Consider the following 16,724-nt stretch of genomic DNA (forward strand, 5'->3'; position numbering starts at 1 on the left):
CGGTGGTCGGCCTCAGTCTGCGGTGGCGCCGACCGCATCGAGGAGCCCGAGCTCTTCCGGTGCCAGTTGCAGTGCGCCTGCCGCCAGATTGTCGATGAGGTGGTCCGGGTTGCCCGTCCCTGGAATGGCCAGTACGTGCTTGCCCTGGTGCAGGGTCCATGCCAGGCGTACCTGTGCCGGTGATACGTCGTGCGCACGGGCGACCCGGAGGGTCTGTTCGTGTTCGGTGCGCACGGCTCCTGCCTCCCGCCCGTCGCCGGCGAGGGAAAAGTAGGGCACGAACGCGATGCCGTGTGCTGCGCATTCCCGGAGCATCTGTTCGCCGCCGCGCGCGTCCAGGCCATAGCGGTTCTGGACGCACACCACCGGTGCGATCGCCAGGGCTTCGGCCAGATGGGCGGGGCGGGCGTTGGAGATGCCGAGGTGGCGGATGAGGCCGGCGTGGCGCAGCTCGGCGAGGACCCCGAAGTGCTCGCTGACCGAGTCCTGGCCCATGATGCGCAGGTTGACCACATCGAGGTGGTCTCGGCCGAGCTGGCGCAGGTTCTCCTCGACCTGGCCGCGCAGTTGGTCGGGTCGGGCCGGCGCGGTCCACTCGCCGGACGCGTCCCGTGCGGGGCCGACTTTGGTGGCGATGACCAGGTCGTCGGGGTACGGGGCCAGCGCCGAGTTGATCAGCTCGTTGGCGGAGCGCAGCCGGGAGAAGTAGAACGCGGCGGTGTCGAGGTGATTGACGCCGAGTTCGACCGCGCGGCGCAGTAGGTCGGTCACCCGACCGCGGTTGCTGGGTGTGCCGTCCTGGAAGGCGGCGCTGCCGGTCAGGCGCATGGCGCCGAGGCCGATCCGGTTGACCGTGAGGTCTCCGAGCAGCCAGGTACCCCCGGCCCCTGCGCAGATGGTGTCCGACGTCATGACTTCCCTCAGCTCCTTCTGAACAGCCCGCGCCCCTAGGTGTGCTGTCCCGGCACGTTGGTGACACGCGTGCTGGGTGCTTGAACGAGGTGAGGGCCTTCTGGCTCGGTGGGGATTGCGACATCTACCGCCGAGTGCAGGAGGCCCTCGTGATCCACCGTAACGCCCCGCTGACGCCGACCGGCAGCCTGCGTCTGGCCCGGTGCGTCGTCGACGACGGCTGGCCTCTGCGCCGTGCCGCGGAACGGTTCCAGGTCAGCCACACCACCGCCTTCCGCTGGGCCGGCCGCTACCGGCTGCACGGCCACGCAGGGATGGAAGACTGCTCCAGCCGCCCCTGTCACCAGCCTCGCCGCACGTCCGCCGCGGTCGAGAAACAGGTGCTCCGTCTGCGACATGAGCACCGGATCGGCCCGCTGCGACTGGCTGCCCGTACTGGTGTCGCCGCTTCCACCGCCCACCGGATCCTCACCCGCAACGGCCTGCCACCGCTGGCCGCCACCGACCGGGCCACCGGCGAACCCGTGCGCCGCTACGAACGAGCCCGCCCCGGCGAACTGGTCCACATCGACGTCAAGAAACTCGGCCGCATCCCTGATGGCGGCGGCCACAAGGCCCTCGGCCGCGCGGCCGGACGCAAGAACCGCAACGGAGCCGGGCTCGCCTACCTGCACACCGCCCTGGACGACCACACCCGACTCGCCTACACCGAAGACCTCCCCGACGAGAAGGCAGACACCTGCGCGGGCTTCCTGACCCGCGCCACGGCCTGGTTCACGCAGTGCGGTGTCACCGTCGAACGGGTGCTGACCGACAACGCCTGGGCCTACACCAAGAACACCTGGCGCCAGACCTGCCGCGAGCTGGGCATCCAGCCACGCTGGACCCGGCCCTGGCGCCCGCAGACCAACGGCAAGGTCGAACGCTTCCACCGCACCCTGCTCGAGGAATGGGCCTACCACCAGCCCTACACCTCAGACGCCGAACGACAGGCAGCGTTTCCCGACTGGCTGGACTGGTACAACTACCACCGACCCCACACCGGAATCAGCGGCCACACCCCAGCCAGCCGCGTCACCAACCTCTCCGGACAGCACACCTAGGCGGGTTGAGGCACGGCCGGCGTGGAGTATGCACAGCTGAGAACCGTGACGAGAAGGCATCCGGTGGCGGAGGAATGTCACGGTGAAACCGGGAACCTGGGCAGGGCGCACGAGGTTGTCATGGTGGCGCTTCCTTCTCGTGGACTCCCGTCACGAGCGGAGCCGGATGGGGCGAGCGGCCGCGGTGACGGTGCCGGGGCACGGACTGACGGCCCGGGGTCCGCCGCCGGACGAGGCCATCACCTTCCAGTCCGGTGGACGGCATGCGGCCGGGGCGGAAACCGGATCTCCGGTTTCCGCCCCGGCGGACGGACTCAGGCAGCGGCGGGTGTGTAGTGGGTGGCGTCGTCGCCTTCGATGGCGTGGCTGAGCCTGCCGTCGATGCCGGCCGGTACATCGCCGGCGACGGTCACCCGGTGGAGCAGACGCGGCAGATCGCCGTAGTCGTCGGGGGCGTAGTGCTGGGTGATGCGGTTGTCGAACAGGACGAGGTCGCCGGGAGTCCAGGACACCCGCACGATGTTCTCGGGGCGGGTGACATAGGACTGGAACAGGCGCAGGAGATCGCGGGAATCGGACGGGCCGAGGCCGACGATGCTCTGGGCGAAGCCGCCGATGAACAGCCCCCGCTCCCCGGACTCGGGGTGAACGCGTACCACGGGGTGTGCGGTGCGGTACTTCCGCGAGACGAACTTCTTGCGGTGCTCGGCGGCCTTCTCGTTCTTCGGGGCGGCATAGTCGTAGTCGTTGGTGTGGACCGCCCACAGCTTGTCGGCCAGCTCGCGCAGCGGCTCGGGCAGATCCCGGTACGCGGCGGCCGTGTTGGCGATGAGCGTGTTGCCGCCGTAAGGCGGGACCACGATGCTGCGCAGGGTGGACGCCTTCGGGGGAGTGCGGACGAAGGTGACATCGGTGTGCCACCGGTTGGCGCGGATGCCCTCGTCGCCGTCGACCGGCAGGATGTTGGGCTGCCCGTCGACGGAGGGGACGGTGGGGTGCGCGGTGGTGAGCTCGCCGAAGAGGGAGGCGAAGCGGAGCTGGCCGGCGTCGTCGAGCTGCTGGTGGCGGAAGACCAGCGCCTTGTGTTGCAGGAGCGCGGAGTTGATCTCGGTGACGAGGGCGGGGTCGGGGCCGGCGCCGAGGTCCACGCCGACGATCTCGGCGCCGATGCGTCCCCCGATCCTGCGGATGTCGAAGCTGGTGCTGCTGCTGGACATGGGTGGTGATCCCTTCAAGAGGTGATGGGTAGTGAGGTGGCTTTGGAACCCGGCGGGTTGAGCGCCGGGCCGATGGCGCGCAGAGCGCCGGGGGTGCGGCCTTCTCCCCAGCCGATGGCGCGGCGGTAGCTGCCGAGGAGGCCCGTACGGTCCAGGTGCTCCTCATCGCGCACCGCCGGATCGTCGGGCAGGGGCCGGGTCTGGGGTGCGACATACAGGGCGTCGGCCGGGCAGTTCGCCTCGCACTGGAAGCAGGTCTGGCAGTCGGAGCGGCGCGCGAGCACCGGGATGCCGTCCGTGCCGCGGTCGAAGACGTCGGTGGGGCAGACCTTGATGCACTTGTCGCAGGCGATACAGCGTTCCGCCGAGACCAGTTCGATCATGAAGCCGCCTCCAGTGGTGCGGTCGGTGAGGTCACCACCGCCGTCAGGGGTTCGGGCCGGGTCCACACCCGGTCGAGGCCGCCACTGACGATGCGGTGGTGCTGCCCGGGGTCCTGTTCCGGGAAGTCGAGGCGCTTGGCCATGCCGCGGGTCTCGGTGCGGGCCAGCGCCGAGGCGTACATCCAGCGCGCGTGGGCGGCCATCGCTGCGGCCTGCCGGGCCCGTACGGCATCGCCGCCATCGGCCCGGACGGCGGCGCGCAGCTCCTGCCAGACGCCGTCGAGCAGGTGCAGCGAGGCGGCGAGCCGGTCGCCGTGGCGCAGATAGTTCTTCTCGTACGGCAGCACTTCGCCCTGGACCGCGGTGACGGCATCTCGGAAGCCGTCGGCCGGGCCCGGCGTGCCGGTCGGCCGGAGCCCGGCCCCGCCCGCGGCCGTCAGGGGCCGGGTGCCGGCGCGGGCGCCGAGGGAGCGGGCGTGACGGGCCGCGCCCCGGCCCGCCCAGGTGCCGGAGGAGATGGCCCACGCGGCGTTGTGACTGCCGCCTCCGGTGAAACCACCGCAGATCAGCTCACGGGTCGCGGCGTCCCCGGCCGCGTACAGCCCGGGGACGGTGGTGGCGCAGTCGTCGCCGGTGATGCGGATGCCACCGGTGCCGCGCACCGTGCCCTCGGCGAGCAGTGTGACGGCGAAGAGCTCGGTGAAGGGGTCGACGCCCAGGCGGTCGAAGGTGAGGAAGAAGTTCGGCTGGGCCAGCCGCATCGCCTGCCGGGCGGCCGCGTCGGCCCGGTCGAGGCGGCAGTACACCTTCTCGCCGAGCAGCGCCTTGGCGATCACCGACCGGCCGCCCTGGCTCGCCGCGCCCTCCAGGACCGTCCCGTCCTCGTGGTAGAAGGTCGCGAAGGAGTAGAAGGCGGTCTTGGTGACCGAGGTGCCTTCGGGTGCGATGCCGTACGCGTTGGAGAACTCCATCCCCGACAGCTCCGCGCCGGCCTCGGCGGCGAACAGCGCCCCGTCCCCGGTGTCGACGTTGCAGCCCAGCGCGCCGCTGAGGAACGCGCAGCCGCCGGTGGCGAGGACGACCGCCCCGGCGCGTACGCGATAGGGGTACCCGGCCTGGCGCCGGTGGCCGCCGGCTCCGGCGGCCGCGCCCAACGGGTCGGTGAGCAGCTCGGTGACCGGACTGTGGTCCAGGATCCGCACACCGGCCCGCTGGACCCGGATACGCATCCGGCGCATGTACTCCGGGCCCTGCAGCCCGTTCCTGAGCGGCTTGCCGTCCGGGCCGGCCGGGAAGGGGTAACGGCCCGCCGCGGCCAGCTCGTTCATGCCGGCATACGTCTGGTCCAGTACGCGTTCCTTCCAGCGCCGGTCGGCCAGATATCCGCCCAGCGCCTCCCGGCTTTCCAGGGCGGCCCGGCGGGCGGTCGGCTCCGGCGGGACGTACCAGACGCCCGTGCCGCCCGAGGCGGTGGCGCCGCTGGTGCCGCAGTAGCCCTTGTCGGCGAGGACGACGTCCGCCCCGGCCTGGGCCGCCTTGAGCGCGGCCCAGGTGGCTGCGGGCCCGCCGCCGACCACCAGCACCTCGGTGGTGAGGTCGAGTCCGGTCATGCCGGCCGCCCCTCTCCCGAGGCGGCCGCGGCCAGCCGGTTGACCGGGCGGGACAGGCCGTAGTGTTCCCGCAGGGTGCGGCCGGTGTACTCGGTACGGAACAGACCGCGCCGCTGGAGGAGCGGCACGACCTGGTCGACGAAGTCCTCCAGGCCGCCCGGCAGATGGGGCGGCATGACGTTGAAGCCGTCGGCGGCCCCTTGGGTGAACCACTCCTGGAGCTGGTCGGCGATCTGCTCCGGGGTGCCGGCGAAGACCCGGTGACCGCGTCCGCCGCCGAGCCGGGCGATGAGTTCCCGCAGGGTGAGGCCGTCGTGGCGGGCGAGTTCGGCGACGAGCGTGAAACGGCTCTTGTTCCCGTTGATGTCCCGCTCCTCGGGCAGCTCGGGCAGCGGCCCGTCCAGCGGCAGCCCGGTCAGATCGGTGCCGAGCATCCCGGACAGCTGGGCGAGCCCGTACTCCGGGACCTGCAGCTCGGTCAGCTCCTGCTCCAGCGCGCGGGCCTCGGCCTCGGTCGAGCCGATGACCGGGCAGATCCCGGGCAGGATCTTCAGGTCGTCCTCGGCCCGGCCGTGGCGCGCCAGCCGGGACTTGAGGTCCTTGTAGAAGCCCTGGCCGTCGGCGAGCGTCTGCTGGGCGGTGAAGACGGCCTCGGCGTACTCGGCGGCGAACTCCCTGCCGTCCTCCGACGAACCGGCCTGCACCAGCAGCGGATGGCCCGGCGGGGTGCGCGGGACGTTCAGCGGGCCCTGCACCCCGAAGTACGCCCCGCGGTGGTTGATCGCCCGCACCTTGTCGGTGTCGGCATAGACGCCGCGCTCACGGTCGAGCAGGATCGCATCGTCCTCCCAGCTGTCCCACAGCTTCGTGGCGACCTCGACGAACTCCCGCGCCCGCTCGTAGCGCAGCCGGTGTTCCAGATGCTCGTCCTGCCCGAAGTTGCGGGCCTCGTTCACGGTGCCGGAGGTGACGATGTTCCAGCCGGCCCGGCCGCCGCTGATGTGGTCCAGCGAGGCGAATTTACGGGCGGTGTGGAACGGCTCGTTGAAGGTGGTCGATACGGTGGCGATCAGGCCTATGTGCTCGGTGACCGCGGCCAGGGCGGACAGCAGGGTGAGCGGTTCGAAGCCACCGAGGGCGTTGTGGCGGACCTTCCCCCACAGGGCCAGACCGTCGGCGAAGAAGATCGAGTCGAGCCGGCCGCGCTCGGCGGTCTGTGCGAGCTGCTGGAAGTAGCGCAGATCCGTGACGCGTTCGGGCTGGGGACGAGGGTGGCGCCAGGCGGCGTCGTGGTGGCCGGCGTTCATCAGGAAGGCGTTGAGATGCAGCCGGCGTTGGGTGGGTGCGGGCATGAGGGCTCCTCGGAGCGGGGGTGAGTGGGCCGGGCGGGGCGCCGGGCCGGCCGGGTCAGCCGGCAGTCGGGACGCGCCAGGAGCTGAGCCGCCGTTCCACGGTCACCAGGAACTGGTTGAAGGCCACGCCGATGGCGGAGATCGTGATGATGCCCGCGTACATCTGCGGGATCGCGAAGTTGTACTGCGAGGCGTTGATCAGATAGCCCAGACCGGCCTTGGCACCGATCATCTCGGCCGCGACCAGCACCAGGATCGAGGCCGCTCCGGCCAGCCGGATACCGGTGAACATGACCGGCACCGCGGACGGCAGGATGACTTTCTGGAACACCCGCCGCGCGGACAGGTCCATCGACCTGGCGAGGCGGAGCAGCGTGGGGTCGACCGTGCGTACGGCGCTGATGGTGTTGAGCAGGATCGGCCAGACGCAGGCGTACACCACGATGGAGATCTTTGATGTCTCGCCGATCCCCAGCAGCAGCACGAACACCGGTAGCAGGGCGAGTGCGGCGGTGTTGCGGAACACCTCCAGCAGCGGACCGAGCAGCTCGGCGACCGGCCGGTACCAGCCGATCAGCAGACCGAGCGGCACGGCGACGGCCACCGCGAGACCGAATCCGCTGAACGACCGTGCCAGGCTGGCGCCCGCGTTGTCGGCCAGCCGGCCGTCGGCCGCCAGCTCCCACCAGGCACCGGTGACCTCGCTGAACGGCGGCAGGAACGTCCGGTCGACCAGGCCGAGCCGCGGCGCGGCCTCCCAGAGGAGCAGCAGGGCGGCGATGGCAGCGGTCTTGGTGGCCCCCTTCAGGAGCAGGGACGGCAGCCGACGCGCCGCCTGGCGCAAGTGGACCGCAACCGCTCCGGGTTCTTGGCGCCGGCCCGGTGGCGGTGTCCGGGGTGGCGTGGGCGCGGGGAGGGCAGGGGCCGGGCCGGGAGCGGCCTGGTCCGGGCCGGCCGCGGGGCTCGTGCCGGTTGCGGTGCTCGTGCCGACCGCGGGGCTCATACGGAAACCTCCTCCTTCTCCAACTGCTGGGCCCTGGCCACCTCGTCGTGCAGCAGCGACCAGATTTCGTGCCGGTAGCGTGCGAACTCGGCACTGGAGCGCAGGTCGTCCGTCGCCGTGCGGGAGTCGAAGGCGATCGGTACGACCTGCTTGATCCGGCCGGGCCGGGAGGTCATGACGGCGACCCGCCGGCCCAGATAGACGGCCTCTTCGATCCCGTGCGTGATGAAGACGACCGTCTTTCCGGTGCGCTGCCAGATCCGGAGCAGTTCGTCCTGCAGCGACTCCCTGGTCTGGGCGTCCAGGGCGGCGAACGGCTCGTCCATCAGCAGCACATCGGGGTCGTAGGCGAGGCTGCGAGCGATCGCGACCCGCTGCCGCATGCCGCCCGACAGCTCGTGCGGATGGCGGTTCTCGAACCCGGACAGCCCGACCAGGTCCAGAAACTCCCTGGCCCGTGCGGCGCGCTCGCGCCGCGGGACCCCGGTGGCCTCCAGGCCGAACTCGACATTGCCCTGCGCCGTGCGCCACGGCAGCAGCGCGTACTGCTGGAAGACGATTCCGCGGTCCAGCCCCGGGCCCGTGACGGGCTCGCCGTCCAGGAGGATCCGCCCGGCGGTGGGACGGGCGAGACCGCCGAGCAGATCCAGCAGAGTCGACTTCCCGCAGCCACTGGGACCGACCAGGACGACGAACTCGCCCGCCGCTATCTCCAGGTCGATGCCGTCGAGGGCGGTGAGCCGGGTGGTTGCCCAGCGTGCCCCCGCACGGTCCTGTCCCGCCCGGCTCTTGTCCGCCCGGCTCTTGCCCTGGCGCTTCCCCGCCCGTTCCTTGACGGTGAAGTCCTTCCGTACGCCTTCGAACGCGATCTTGGGTGTGGTGGATTCCGGCATGGGTCAGCTCCCGCTCTTCGCAGCGGAGGAGGACGGCGAAGCGGACGGTGCGCCACCGCCACGGTTGGCGTTGAACTCATTGGTGTAGAGCTCGGAAAGCGTCACCTGGTCCTTCTGGATGTCGCCGCGCTTGGCCAGCCAGTCGATCCAGAGCTGGAGTTCCTTGCCGGTGATACGGCCTGCCGTCTCGGCGACGCCGAACGACTTCCAGTACCGCAGGGGATCGGCTTCCTCATTGCGGCCCCGCTTCTTCACGATGTCCGTCATCCGGGCGATGACCTCCTTGCGCGGAGTGGACCGCGACCACTCGATGGCCCGCCCCACCCCGGTGACGAAGGTCCGCGCGGTGTCGGGGTTCTGCGCGAGGAAGCGGTCCGTCATCACATACGTGCCGGCACTGAAGGCGCCGAGCAGCTGGTAGTCGGTGAACAGCGGGCGGATACCGCCCTTTGCCAGGGCCTTGTCGCGCAGAATGCCGCCGAGGACGGCGACCTCGATCTGGCGCTTGCGCAGGCTCTGTTCGGTGTTGACGGGCGGCACCACCAGGGGTTCGACCTTGCCCACCTGACCCTGGGACAAGCCGCCCCGCTCCAGATAGGTGTCGAGCAACGCCTCGGCGTGGGCGCCGAGGGTGTTCATCCCGACCTTCTTGCCGACCAGGTCGTGGGCCGAGCGGATCGGGCTGTCGTCGAGCACGTAGTAGCCGTTGTAGGCGCCCTTGTCGGAGCCGTAGTAGCTGATGACCGCCTTGATGGGGGCCTTGTTCGCGGCCAGTTTGACGACCGCGCCGTTGAACGCCCCGCCGAAGTCGATCTGGCCCGTGGCCGCGGACTGGATGTCCTGCGGTCCGCTGATCGTGTTGCCGACCCACTTCAGCTTCACGTCCTCCAGATAGCCGAGATCCTCGGCCAGCTCCGGCAAGGTGACCTGGCCCGCCCAGCCCTGATACCGGAGCGTCTTGGTCTGGTCCTTGCCGGGTGCTCCGGCCGCAGTCGTGCCGCAGCTCACCGCGACCGCCGAAAGACCGAGCAGAGTGAGGAACTGTCGTCGGGTCGATGCGTTCAGCGTGGTCATGAAGGGTCCTGTTCGGGATCGGTGGAGCGGCTGGTGTGCGTTCCTGAGCTGCTGGAGAAGAGGAGGGCTGACGTGCTGCGCGGCGGCGTCCGCCTCGCTCACCGCCTGGTCGGCCACAAAGGCGGCTCGGAAGTCCGCGGACGGGATTTCCGACATGGGAGAACCGACGCCAAGGCCTGCTCCTCGGTATGAGGGTCACCCCGGCCGGAAGTGGTGCGCCCGGGGTTTTCATCCGGGCAGGACGAACACCGAAAGGGGGAAAGGGGGAAAGGGGGAAAGGGGGAAAGGGGAATCGCCGGGAGTTGCCTGCGAGAAATCCCGCCATTCACGGAAGCGGGCGAGAAAACCGCGGCGCCGACGGCTCTGCCGTACGGCCGTCCGACGGCGCGGACAGCCGGGATCAGCAGGCGTTACCCGCCATCGGCCGCATCAGTGGCCCGGCGTGCACATCAACCGTGAAAGGAGTCAGGAGGCGGCGCCGGTCGGCAGGACTAGCGACCAGCGGCACAGATGGCGCTGGCCTGACGTCGCAGATCGACGTGCAGGCGTGCGGCGAATTTCTCGGACTGGCTCACACCCGAGAGGTTGGCAGCGAAAATAAGCCACGTCAACGGTTCTTCCGGATGCGTCTCACACTCCGAATTTCCTGTCACGCGCGTGAAGCACGCCGTTCACAACCGGGTGAAGACACCCCGCTTCGCGATGGCCCCCGCGCGCACTGCCCTTCATGGCGTCGTCGACGCGGGGCCGGACGGAGAGCGGGAATCGGGAGCGGGAACGGAGAGTGGGAACCGGGAGTGGGAACGGACAGCGGGGGCGTATTGCCGGGCGGCCGGTGTCGGCGCTGGTCATTGCCGGCGCAGCCGCCGCAAGGCGCGTATGACGGTCCGCCCCCGGCCAAGGGTTCCGGACCCAACAGAACGGCCCTCGCCCCGATTGTCGCCGATGGGCGAAATCGGGTGACGGCGCGGACGTGCCGAGGGGCGGCCCGCGTCTGCGAGCCGCCCCTCGGACGGAGCCCTCAGTCCGCGGTGACGGCCCGGGGGGCCTCGACCAGGGCCTTCCCTCCATCCCGACCGGTCATCACGAGACGCGGCAGCCAGGGTCCCTTACGGTCGAAGACATGGGTGACGGCTGCCTCGCCGGTCTCCCGCTGCGTACCGTCGCCGAAGTACCAGTGGTAGCGGTACCCGACGGCGGGCGGCTTTCCGTTCACCGTCACCGACATGCGCACCTCACTGCCGACGTGCGCGTTCTCCGGGACGTTCAGCTGCGCCCGGGGCCCCTGCCGGGGGAGATGGAACCACTCGCGCACACTCGGGTTGAGGAGAAAGGCGTCGGCGTACTGCCGGGCGCCCTCGATGTCGGGGTGAGCGACGGCCGCGGTCAAACACTGCGCCGGAGTCGGGCTGAGCTCGGGGCAGGCCCGCGTGCGCAGCGGGAACGCCGGGTCGGACACCGGAGTGTTCCAGACCTTGGAGTCCCGGGTGAGAAGGGCATTGTCCACGGTGAACAGTCCATCGGCGGCAACCGCGTACGGACCGTCCGTGGACGCCTTGTTGGCCGAGGCCGCCGCCTGATGGTAGGCGGCATTGGCCAGTTGTGTGTATTGCTCGTAACGCTCGGCCACGCTGCCGAGGGCGCTCTTGCAGGACGACAGCCGCGCCCCGGCGACTCCGGGGGACGAACAGTTCTTCACCGGGATCGGAGAGCTGCTGCGGCTCAGCGCGTAGTAGAAGTCGGCCACGACCACCTTCGGCCGCCCCGGCAGGGAGTGGGCTTTCTCGATCGCTTCCTGCATCCCGCGTCCGCCGTATCCGACCTTCGCGCCGCTGAAGTAGGGCACGTCCTTGGCCGGGTTCTCCGCTGCCGCGCCGATACCGGAGCACTCGCGCTTCACGGCCTTGGGCAGGTTCTCCGAGCCGGGGGTGATGCCGACGCCGATGCCGAAGAAGGGATCGAGGTCGTTGATGCATCCGTTGATCACGACCAGATCGAGACCGTAGCCGCCCGCCCGTGCCTGTGCGCCCGCCTTCTCCAATTGGCAGAACACGTCCGGCATTTGCTGGGTGACTTCGCCGAACTCCATCTCCCCGTCTCCGTCCGGGTCCTGCTTCTCCGTCGTGTGCAGACAGGCCGCGTCATCGTTGCCCCCGGGCAGCTCGGGCGCGTCGAGCACCGCGCCGGAGATCGAGTAGTCCATGTGCTGATGGCCCCGGCCGGTCTCCCGCCCGAGCAACTCCCCTGTCAGATAAGGGAACTTCTGGTCGTGGTCCAGACCCTGACCCCAGACCACGGAGTCACCGACGGACGCCACCCGCACCGGGTGGCACCCCCGGCGTACCGTGTCCCGCCAGACCTTGCCGTAGCGGCCGGGTGCATGGCCGCCGGACGAGGCGGCGATGCGGGCATCGACCTGCAAGGCGGTCTCGGTTGCGGGCACCCGGTCGAAGGGGATGCTGAACTCGGCCGTGCCGACCTGGGCGGCCATGTCGAGGCGCCCGCCGGCCAACTGCTCGTCGCCGGCGCGGACGCGCCACTCCACGGTGGCCCCGGCCTTCGCCGCGGCGGGGTCGTAGACCTCCACCCGACCGTGCACGGCCCCGCTGCACACCGGATTCGGCGTCAAGTCCACGTCGAGGACGAGGGGGAACGCCGATCCCGGCAAGGCGCTGCTCTGCGCCGCGGCGGGGAGCCCACCGAGGAGCTGGCCCAGGAGCACGACGACCGCGCCGACCGCCGCGAAACGCCTCCCCGTCAACCACCGACGGGCCACCCCCGGCCCACTCGGACCGGGCCCCGCACCGCTGCCCGCCCGCCTCGGCCCAACCCACCGCGACCACGCTAATCTCACGCCAACACCCCTGCCTCAGCCGTCATTTAGCTCCGTACGGAGTCAACTGAACCCGCATCGGTAGGGATGATCGCAGCCAGGCGACCGGCATGGACTCCGGGCGAGGCTCCGTGCCGAGTGAAACTGATCACTTACCCACAGTTATGGGGTGCGTTCGCAAGGCCCCAAGACGGCCGTCCTCGACGGCACGGGCCTGAAGGAGGCGCGGACCCGCCTCGACTGCGGTGACGCCCACCTTCGCAAGCCTGTGAGAACTGTTTCCGTTGAAGACAAGTCGATGACCGGTGCGAAACCGCAAGCAGCGGTGGCGGCCACCTGCTTACCCGGCATGACTCATCTCTCCTGTTCGGCTGCTTCTCGGCCTAGTGCCGTACCAGGCAACGTTCGCCCTGTAATTCGCGGCGCGGTGTGGGACGGGTGCCGCTAGAGTCACCTGCATGGCTGAGGCTCAGCGCCGCCAGGTGCCCCGCAATGACGGTGGTGAACTGGACACCGCAATGGCTTTCTTATCGTTCGCCAGGCAATGCGTGGTGAAGAAGGCCGACGGTCTGACGGAGGAGCAGCTACGCCGGGTCCTGGTGGAGTCGGGGACCACGCTGTTGGGTCTGGTCCATCACCTGACTCTGGCGGAGCGGTTCTGGTTCGGGTATCACGTGGCCGGTCGGGAGTCGGACGATCCTGGGGATGTCGGCATGCAGGTGCCGGCCGGTCGCAGTGCCGGGCAGGTGTTGGCCGATTACCACGCGGCGATCGCGGCCAGCGACGCCGCGATTCGTTCCGTCGGCGACCTGGGAGAGTCTGTCGCGATACCGGTCGAGGGCACGTTCCTCTCGGTGCGGTGGGTCGTTGCTCACATGACCAGCGAGACCGCAAGGCATGCTGGCCATGGCGATATCCTGCGGGAACAGATCGACGGGACGACCGGGCGCTAACGCTGTATCAGGCAACGTTCGCCCTTTCGGTCACCTCGCGGAGCCGTTCGTCGGCGGCGTGCGTGTTCCGCCAGATGATGTAGCGGCGGATCATGCTGCCCTGCTCCTTGTGGCTGGCGTGGTCGGTGCCGTCCAGGGTGAAGTAGCGCAGGGCGGTGAACTGGGCCTCGATGCGGTTGAGCCAGGAACTGTTGGTCGGTGTGTAGGCGAGCTCGACGTTGTTGGCTGCTGCCCAGTCGACGACCCGGGTGTCTTTCTTCGTGGTCAGGTGCGGGGAGAAGTTGTCGAGCACGACCGCAATGCGGATCTCGGGCGGGTAGAGGCTGCGGAGGTAGCGGCAGAACTCCAGGAACCTTGTACGGTGCTTTCTCGGCTTGATGTGGCCGTAGAGCTTGTTCTTGCCCAGGTCCAAGGCGGCGAACAGGTGCCGGACTCCGTGCGGGCGGGTGTAGGTCGCCCGTCGGCGGGGCCTCGGCTGCCGGTCGGGGGCCTTGTGCTTCCCGCCGCGCTCGGCCCACTGCCGCCCGGGGTGGGGCTGGAGGTTGAGCGGGCCGAACTCGTCCATGCAGAAGACGGCTTCTGGCTCGCCGTCCTCGGGTATGACCTCGCCGTCGGCGATCGCGTAGAGGTGCTCGACGCGGGCTTTCTTCGTGGCGTAGTCGGGGCCGCGGGAGGTCTTCCAGGTCTTCACGCGTTGAAAGGAGACGCCCTCCTCGCGGAGCAGGACCCGAAGGCCCTCGTGGCTGATGTCGTCGACCACCCCCTCGGCGACCAGGAAGTCAGCCAGCTTGGCCAGGCTCCAGGTCGAGAACGGCAGGCCGTGCTCGGCCGGCTTGGACTTGGCGATCTTCTTGATCTCCCGTCGCTCGGAGAGGGTGAAGGTCTTCGGGCGCCCGCCCCTGTACTTCGGGTAAAGGGAGTCGAAGCCGTCGGCGTTGAAGTTGTGGATCACATCCCGGACCCGGTCGGGGCTGGTGAACGTCACCTCGGCGATCTTCGCCACCGGCATCCCCTGCGCGGACAGCAGCACCATCTGGGCCCGCCGCCAGGTCACCACCGACCCGGTGCCCCTGCGGATGATCCGCAGCAGCCATCTGCCCTCATCATCGTCGATCTCACGGACGCGTACGCGTTCTGCCACCCGCACAGCCTGACGGCCGCGCGCCGCCCGCGAACAAAACTGGCTGGCGCTCCACCCCCGAGCGCCGTTCGACGGTGTGCCGGGCGCCACCGGGCCGAGGAGATCCGTCAGCTCCAGGGCCGCGGCGACGAGGTAGGCGCAGCCCTCACAGGGCTCGCGGGCGGTGCGTCGTCGAACGGGACGTATGCGCTGAGCATCGGCAATCGTGTTTCCCGACCCCGGGAGTCGGCCACGGGGAGCTTCGGCCCTACTCCCGCCGTCGGGAGCGGATCCCTGCACTTCTCGCGGCTGCGCCCCGCCTCAGTCCGTTGTCTCGGTCGCCAGCTCACACGCGCGCACGTACTCCTGCACCAGCGGGCGGCGGTCGTCGGCGCGCCAGGCCAGGGCGAAGCGGCTGGGCGAGACGCCCCTCACCGCACGGGTGACGACTCCGCCGAGGGTGATCAGCGGGGTGTTCCCGGCCGCCAGCAGGACCACGCCGAGACCCGCGACGAGCGCCTCGTACGTCTCCTCGGTGCTTGCCACCTCCGCGCCGATGAGTGCCGGCTTCCCGGCGCGGGCGTCGGTGGCGAGCCAGTAGTCCCGCAGCGGCCCGGCGCTGTCGGGCAGCGCGAGGAACGGCTCGTCCAGCAGGTCGGTGAAGTCGATGATCTCCCTGTCGGCGAGCGGGTGAGTATCGGCCATGGCGACCAGGCGGGGTTCCTCGGCGACCACCACCCACCGGTAGCGGTCCGGATCGGGCAGCGGTAGCCAGACGAACGCTGCGTCGCACGTTCCGTCGGCGAGCCCGGCGGTCGAGTCGTGCCAGGGGACCTGGCGAAGTCTGAGGCGGGCACCAGGGTGCGCGGCGGTGAAGCGGGAGCGGATCGCCGGCAGCACGCCCCCGCGCCCCGGGCTGGTACTCATCCCCACGACGAGGACGGCCGCCTGGTCGGCCACGACCCGGGCGAGGGCCTCCTGGGCTGCCTCCCACTCGGCGAGAATGCGCTGAGCATGCGGCAGCAGCGCTGCCCCGACCGCGCTGAGGCGCACTTCGCGCCGGTCGCGCTCGAACAACGCGGCCCCCACTTGTTTCTCCAGCATCCTGATCTGCTTGCTCAGCGCGGGCTGCGAGACGTACAGCCGCTCGGCTGCGCGCGTGAAGTGCAGCTCCTCGGCCACTGCGGCGAAGTACCTCAGGTCCCGTCCGTGAACGTCCATAACCATCGGCTATCACAGCGGATCTTGGACGGGCAACCGGTGTGCCTTGCAAGGTAGTTCACACACGGACCGCCGAGAACAGCGGATCACCCGGCACAAGGAGAAGAATATGAACAAGGTATGGCTGGTCACCGGGGCGAGCAGCGGGTTCGGCCGGGCGATCACCGAAGCGGCGGTGGCTGCGGGCGACATCGTGGTCGCCGCCGCCCGCCGCACTGCGCTGCTCGACGACCTGGTCACCGCGCACCCGGACCAGGTCGAGGCGCTACCGCTGGACGTCACCGACATCGCGGGCATCCAAGCCGCAGTCGACGGCGTGGCAGCCCGGCACGGCCGGATCGACGTCCTGGTCAACAACGCCGGACGAGGCATGGTGGGAGCAGTCGAGGAGACCACCGACGCGGAGCTGCGGGACCTGATGGACCTGCACTTCTTCGGCCCGGCCGCACTCACCCGGGCCGCGCTGCCGCACATGCGCCGCCGGGGCTCGGGCGCCATCGTGCAGCTGACCAGCATGGGTGGGCGGTTCGCCTTCGCCGGAGTCGGCGCCTACTGCGCCACCAAGTTCGCCCTGGAGGGGCTCTCCGAGGCATTGGCCGCCGAGGTCGTCCCGCACGGCATTCGGGTGCTGATCGTCGAACCCGGCGCGTTCCGTACCGGCTTCGCCGGCGCCGCAGCACTGCAGCCCTCCCCGGCCCTGGACGCCTACCAGGACACCGTGGGCCCCGTCCGTTCCGGGCTGCCGGGCGGAAGCGGCCAGGAACCCGGGGACCCGGCCAAGGCCGCGGCCGCCATCCTCACCGCTCTGGACGCCGACGAACCGCCGCTGCGTCTGCCGCTCGGCAACGACGCCGCCGACGCGGTCACCGACCACCTCGACCGCGCCCGCACCGAACTCCGCTCCTGGGAAAAGCTCACCCGCTCCACCGACTTCGACGACTGACACCTCCAGCCGCCTCCGCCCCTCTTCCCGCCCACCGTCTCCACGCAGGCGCGGCGGGAAACCCAGGCGGCGGGCGCTGCGGGCGGTGTGCTGACCGTACAGGGCGC

The 16,724-nt window shown here is 70.2% G+C and carries 15 protein-coding genes; 3 read left to right on the plus strand and 12 right to left on the minus strand.

Translation table 11 applies throughout. The annotated features are described in order from the left end of the window. Window positions 1–12: 12 nt before the first annotated feature. Window positions 13–912 (minus strand): aldo/keto reductase, encoded by a 900-nt coding sequence (locus ACWGI6_RS20830; RefSeq protein ID WP_453268896.1) that lies wholly within the window; start codon window positions 910–912, stop codon window positions 13–15. A gap of 149 nt (window positions 913–1,061) precedes the next feature. On the opposite strand from ACWGI6_RS20830, the gene ACWGI6_RS20835 reads away from it, so the two are divergent. Beyond that, complete coding sequence (locus ACWGI6_RS20835) at window positions 1,062–2,015, plus strand: IS481 family transposase (protein ID WP_453268897.1); 954 nt, start codon at window positions 1,062–1,064, stop codon at window positions 2,013–2,015. Between the two features lie 314 nt (window positions 2,016–2,329). Here ACWGI6_RS20835 and ACWGI6_RS20840 read toward each other — a convergent pair whose 3' ends face one another. From ACWGI6_RS20840 to ACWGI6_RS20880, 9 genes are all read right to left on the minus strand, one after another. Further along, on the minus strand, window positions 2,330–3,232 hold the full coding sequence (locus ACWGI6_RS20840) for a TauD/TfdA dioxygenase family protein (RefSeq protein WP_453268898.1): 903 nt from the start codon (window positions 3,230–3,232) through the stop codon (window positions 2,330–2,332). A 14-nt stretch (window positions 3,233–3,246) separates the two neighbouring features. After that, window positions 3,247–3,615, minus strand: a complete 369-nt coding sequence (locus ACWGI6_RS20845) for a 4Fe-4S dicluster domain-containing protein (RefSeq protein ID WP_453268899.1) — start codon at window positions 3,613–3,615, stop codon at window positions 3,247–3,249. Beyond that, the gene (locus tag ACWGI6_RS20850) at window positions 3,612–5,225 is read right to left on the minus strand and encodes an FAD-binding protein (RefSeq protein WP_453268900.1); all 1,614 of its coding nucleotides are present in this window, start codon (window positions 5,223–5,225) and stop codon (window positions 3,612–3,614) included. The genes ACWGI6_RS20845 and ACWGI6_RS20850 overlap by 4 nt, the downstream gene beginning before the upstream one ends. Beyond that, window positions 5,222–6,577, minus strand: coding sequence for an LLM class flavin-dependent oxidoreductase (locus ACWGI6_RS20855; protein WP_453268901.1), 1,356 nt, complete (start codon window positions 6,575–6,577; stop codon window positions 5,222–5,224). Before ACWGI6_RS20855 ends, ACWGI6_RS20850 begins: the two co-directional genes overlap by 4 nt. Window positions 6,578–6,632: 55 nt before the next feature. Beyond that, entirely contained in the window at window positions 6,633–7,580 is a 948-nt protein-coding gene (locus ACWGI6_RS20860; RefSeq protein WP_453268902.1) for an ABC transporter permease, read from the minus strand. After that, window positions 7,577–8,473, minus strand: a complete 897-nt coding sequence (locus ACWGI6_RS20865) for an ABC transporter ATP-binding protein (RefSeq protein ID WP_453268903.1) — start codon at window positions 8,471–8,473, stop codon at window positions 7,577–7,579. The genes ACWGI6_RS20860 and ACWGI6_RS20865 overlap by 4 nt, the downstream gene beginning before the upstream one ends. Before the next feature lie 3 nt (window positions 8,474–8,476). After that, window positions 8,477–9,547, minus strand: coding sequence for an ABC transporter substrate-binding protein (locus tag ACWGI6_RS20870; RefSeq protein ID WP_453268904.1), 1,071 nt, complete (start codon window positions 9,545–9,547; stop codon window positions 8,477–8,479). 491 nt (window positions 9,548–10,038) lie between these two features. Next, window positions 10,039–10,200 (minus strand): putative leader peptide, encoded by a 162-nt coding sequence (locus ACWGI6_RS20875; protein ID WP_453268905.1) that lies wholly within the window; start codon window positions 10,198–10,200, stop codon window positions 10,039–10,041. A 368-nt stretch (window positions 10,201–10,568) separates the two neighbouring features. Beyond that, entirely contained in the window at window positions 10,569–12,308 is a 1,740-nt protein-coding gene (locus ACWGI6_RS20880) for a PKD domain-containing protein (protein WP_453268906.1), read from the minus strand. Between the two features lie 530 nt (window positions 12,309–12,838). Here ACWGI6_RS20880 and ACWGI6_RS20885 point away from each other — a divergent pair. Further along, a complete protein-coding gene (locus ACWGI6_RS20885; RefSeq protein ID WP_453268907.1) occupies window positions 12,839–13,333 on the plus strand; it encodes a DinB family protein in 495 nt (164 codons plus the stop codon). Window positions 13,334–13,340: 7 nt separating this feature from the next. On the opposite strand, the gene ACWGI6_RS20890 is transcribed toward ACWGI6_RS20885, so the two are convergent. Both ACWGI6_RS20890 and ACWGI6_RS20895 read right to left on the minus strand, forming a co-directional pair. Next, window positions 13,341–14,474: an IS630 family transposase gene (locus ACWGI6_RS20890; RefSeq protein ID WP_453268908.1), complete on the minus strand. Its 1,134-nt coding sequence runs from the start codon at window positions 14,472–14,474 to the stop codon at window positions 13,341–13,343. Between the two features lie 300 nt (window positions 14,475–14,774). Next, window positions 14,775–15,680: a LysR family transcriptional regulator gene (locus tag ACWGI6_RS20895; protein WP_453268909.1), complete on the minus strand. Its 906-nt coding sequence runs from the start codon at window positions 15,678–15,680 to the stop codon at window positions 14,775–14,777. A gap of 103 nt (window positions 15,681–15,783) precedes the next feature. Between ACWGI6_RS20895 and ACWGI6_RS20900 the strand changes: the two genes are divergently transcribed. Beyond that, window positions 15,784–16,617, plus strand: coding sequence for an oxidoreductase (locus ACWGI6_RS20900; RefSeq protein ID WP_453268910.1), 834 nt, complete (start codon window positions 15,784–15,786; stop codon window positions 16,615–16,617). The last annotated feature ends 107 nt before the right edge of the window (window positions 16,618–16,724 follow it).

It is taken from the genome of Streptomyces sp. NPDC054786 (assembly GCF_053611685.1).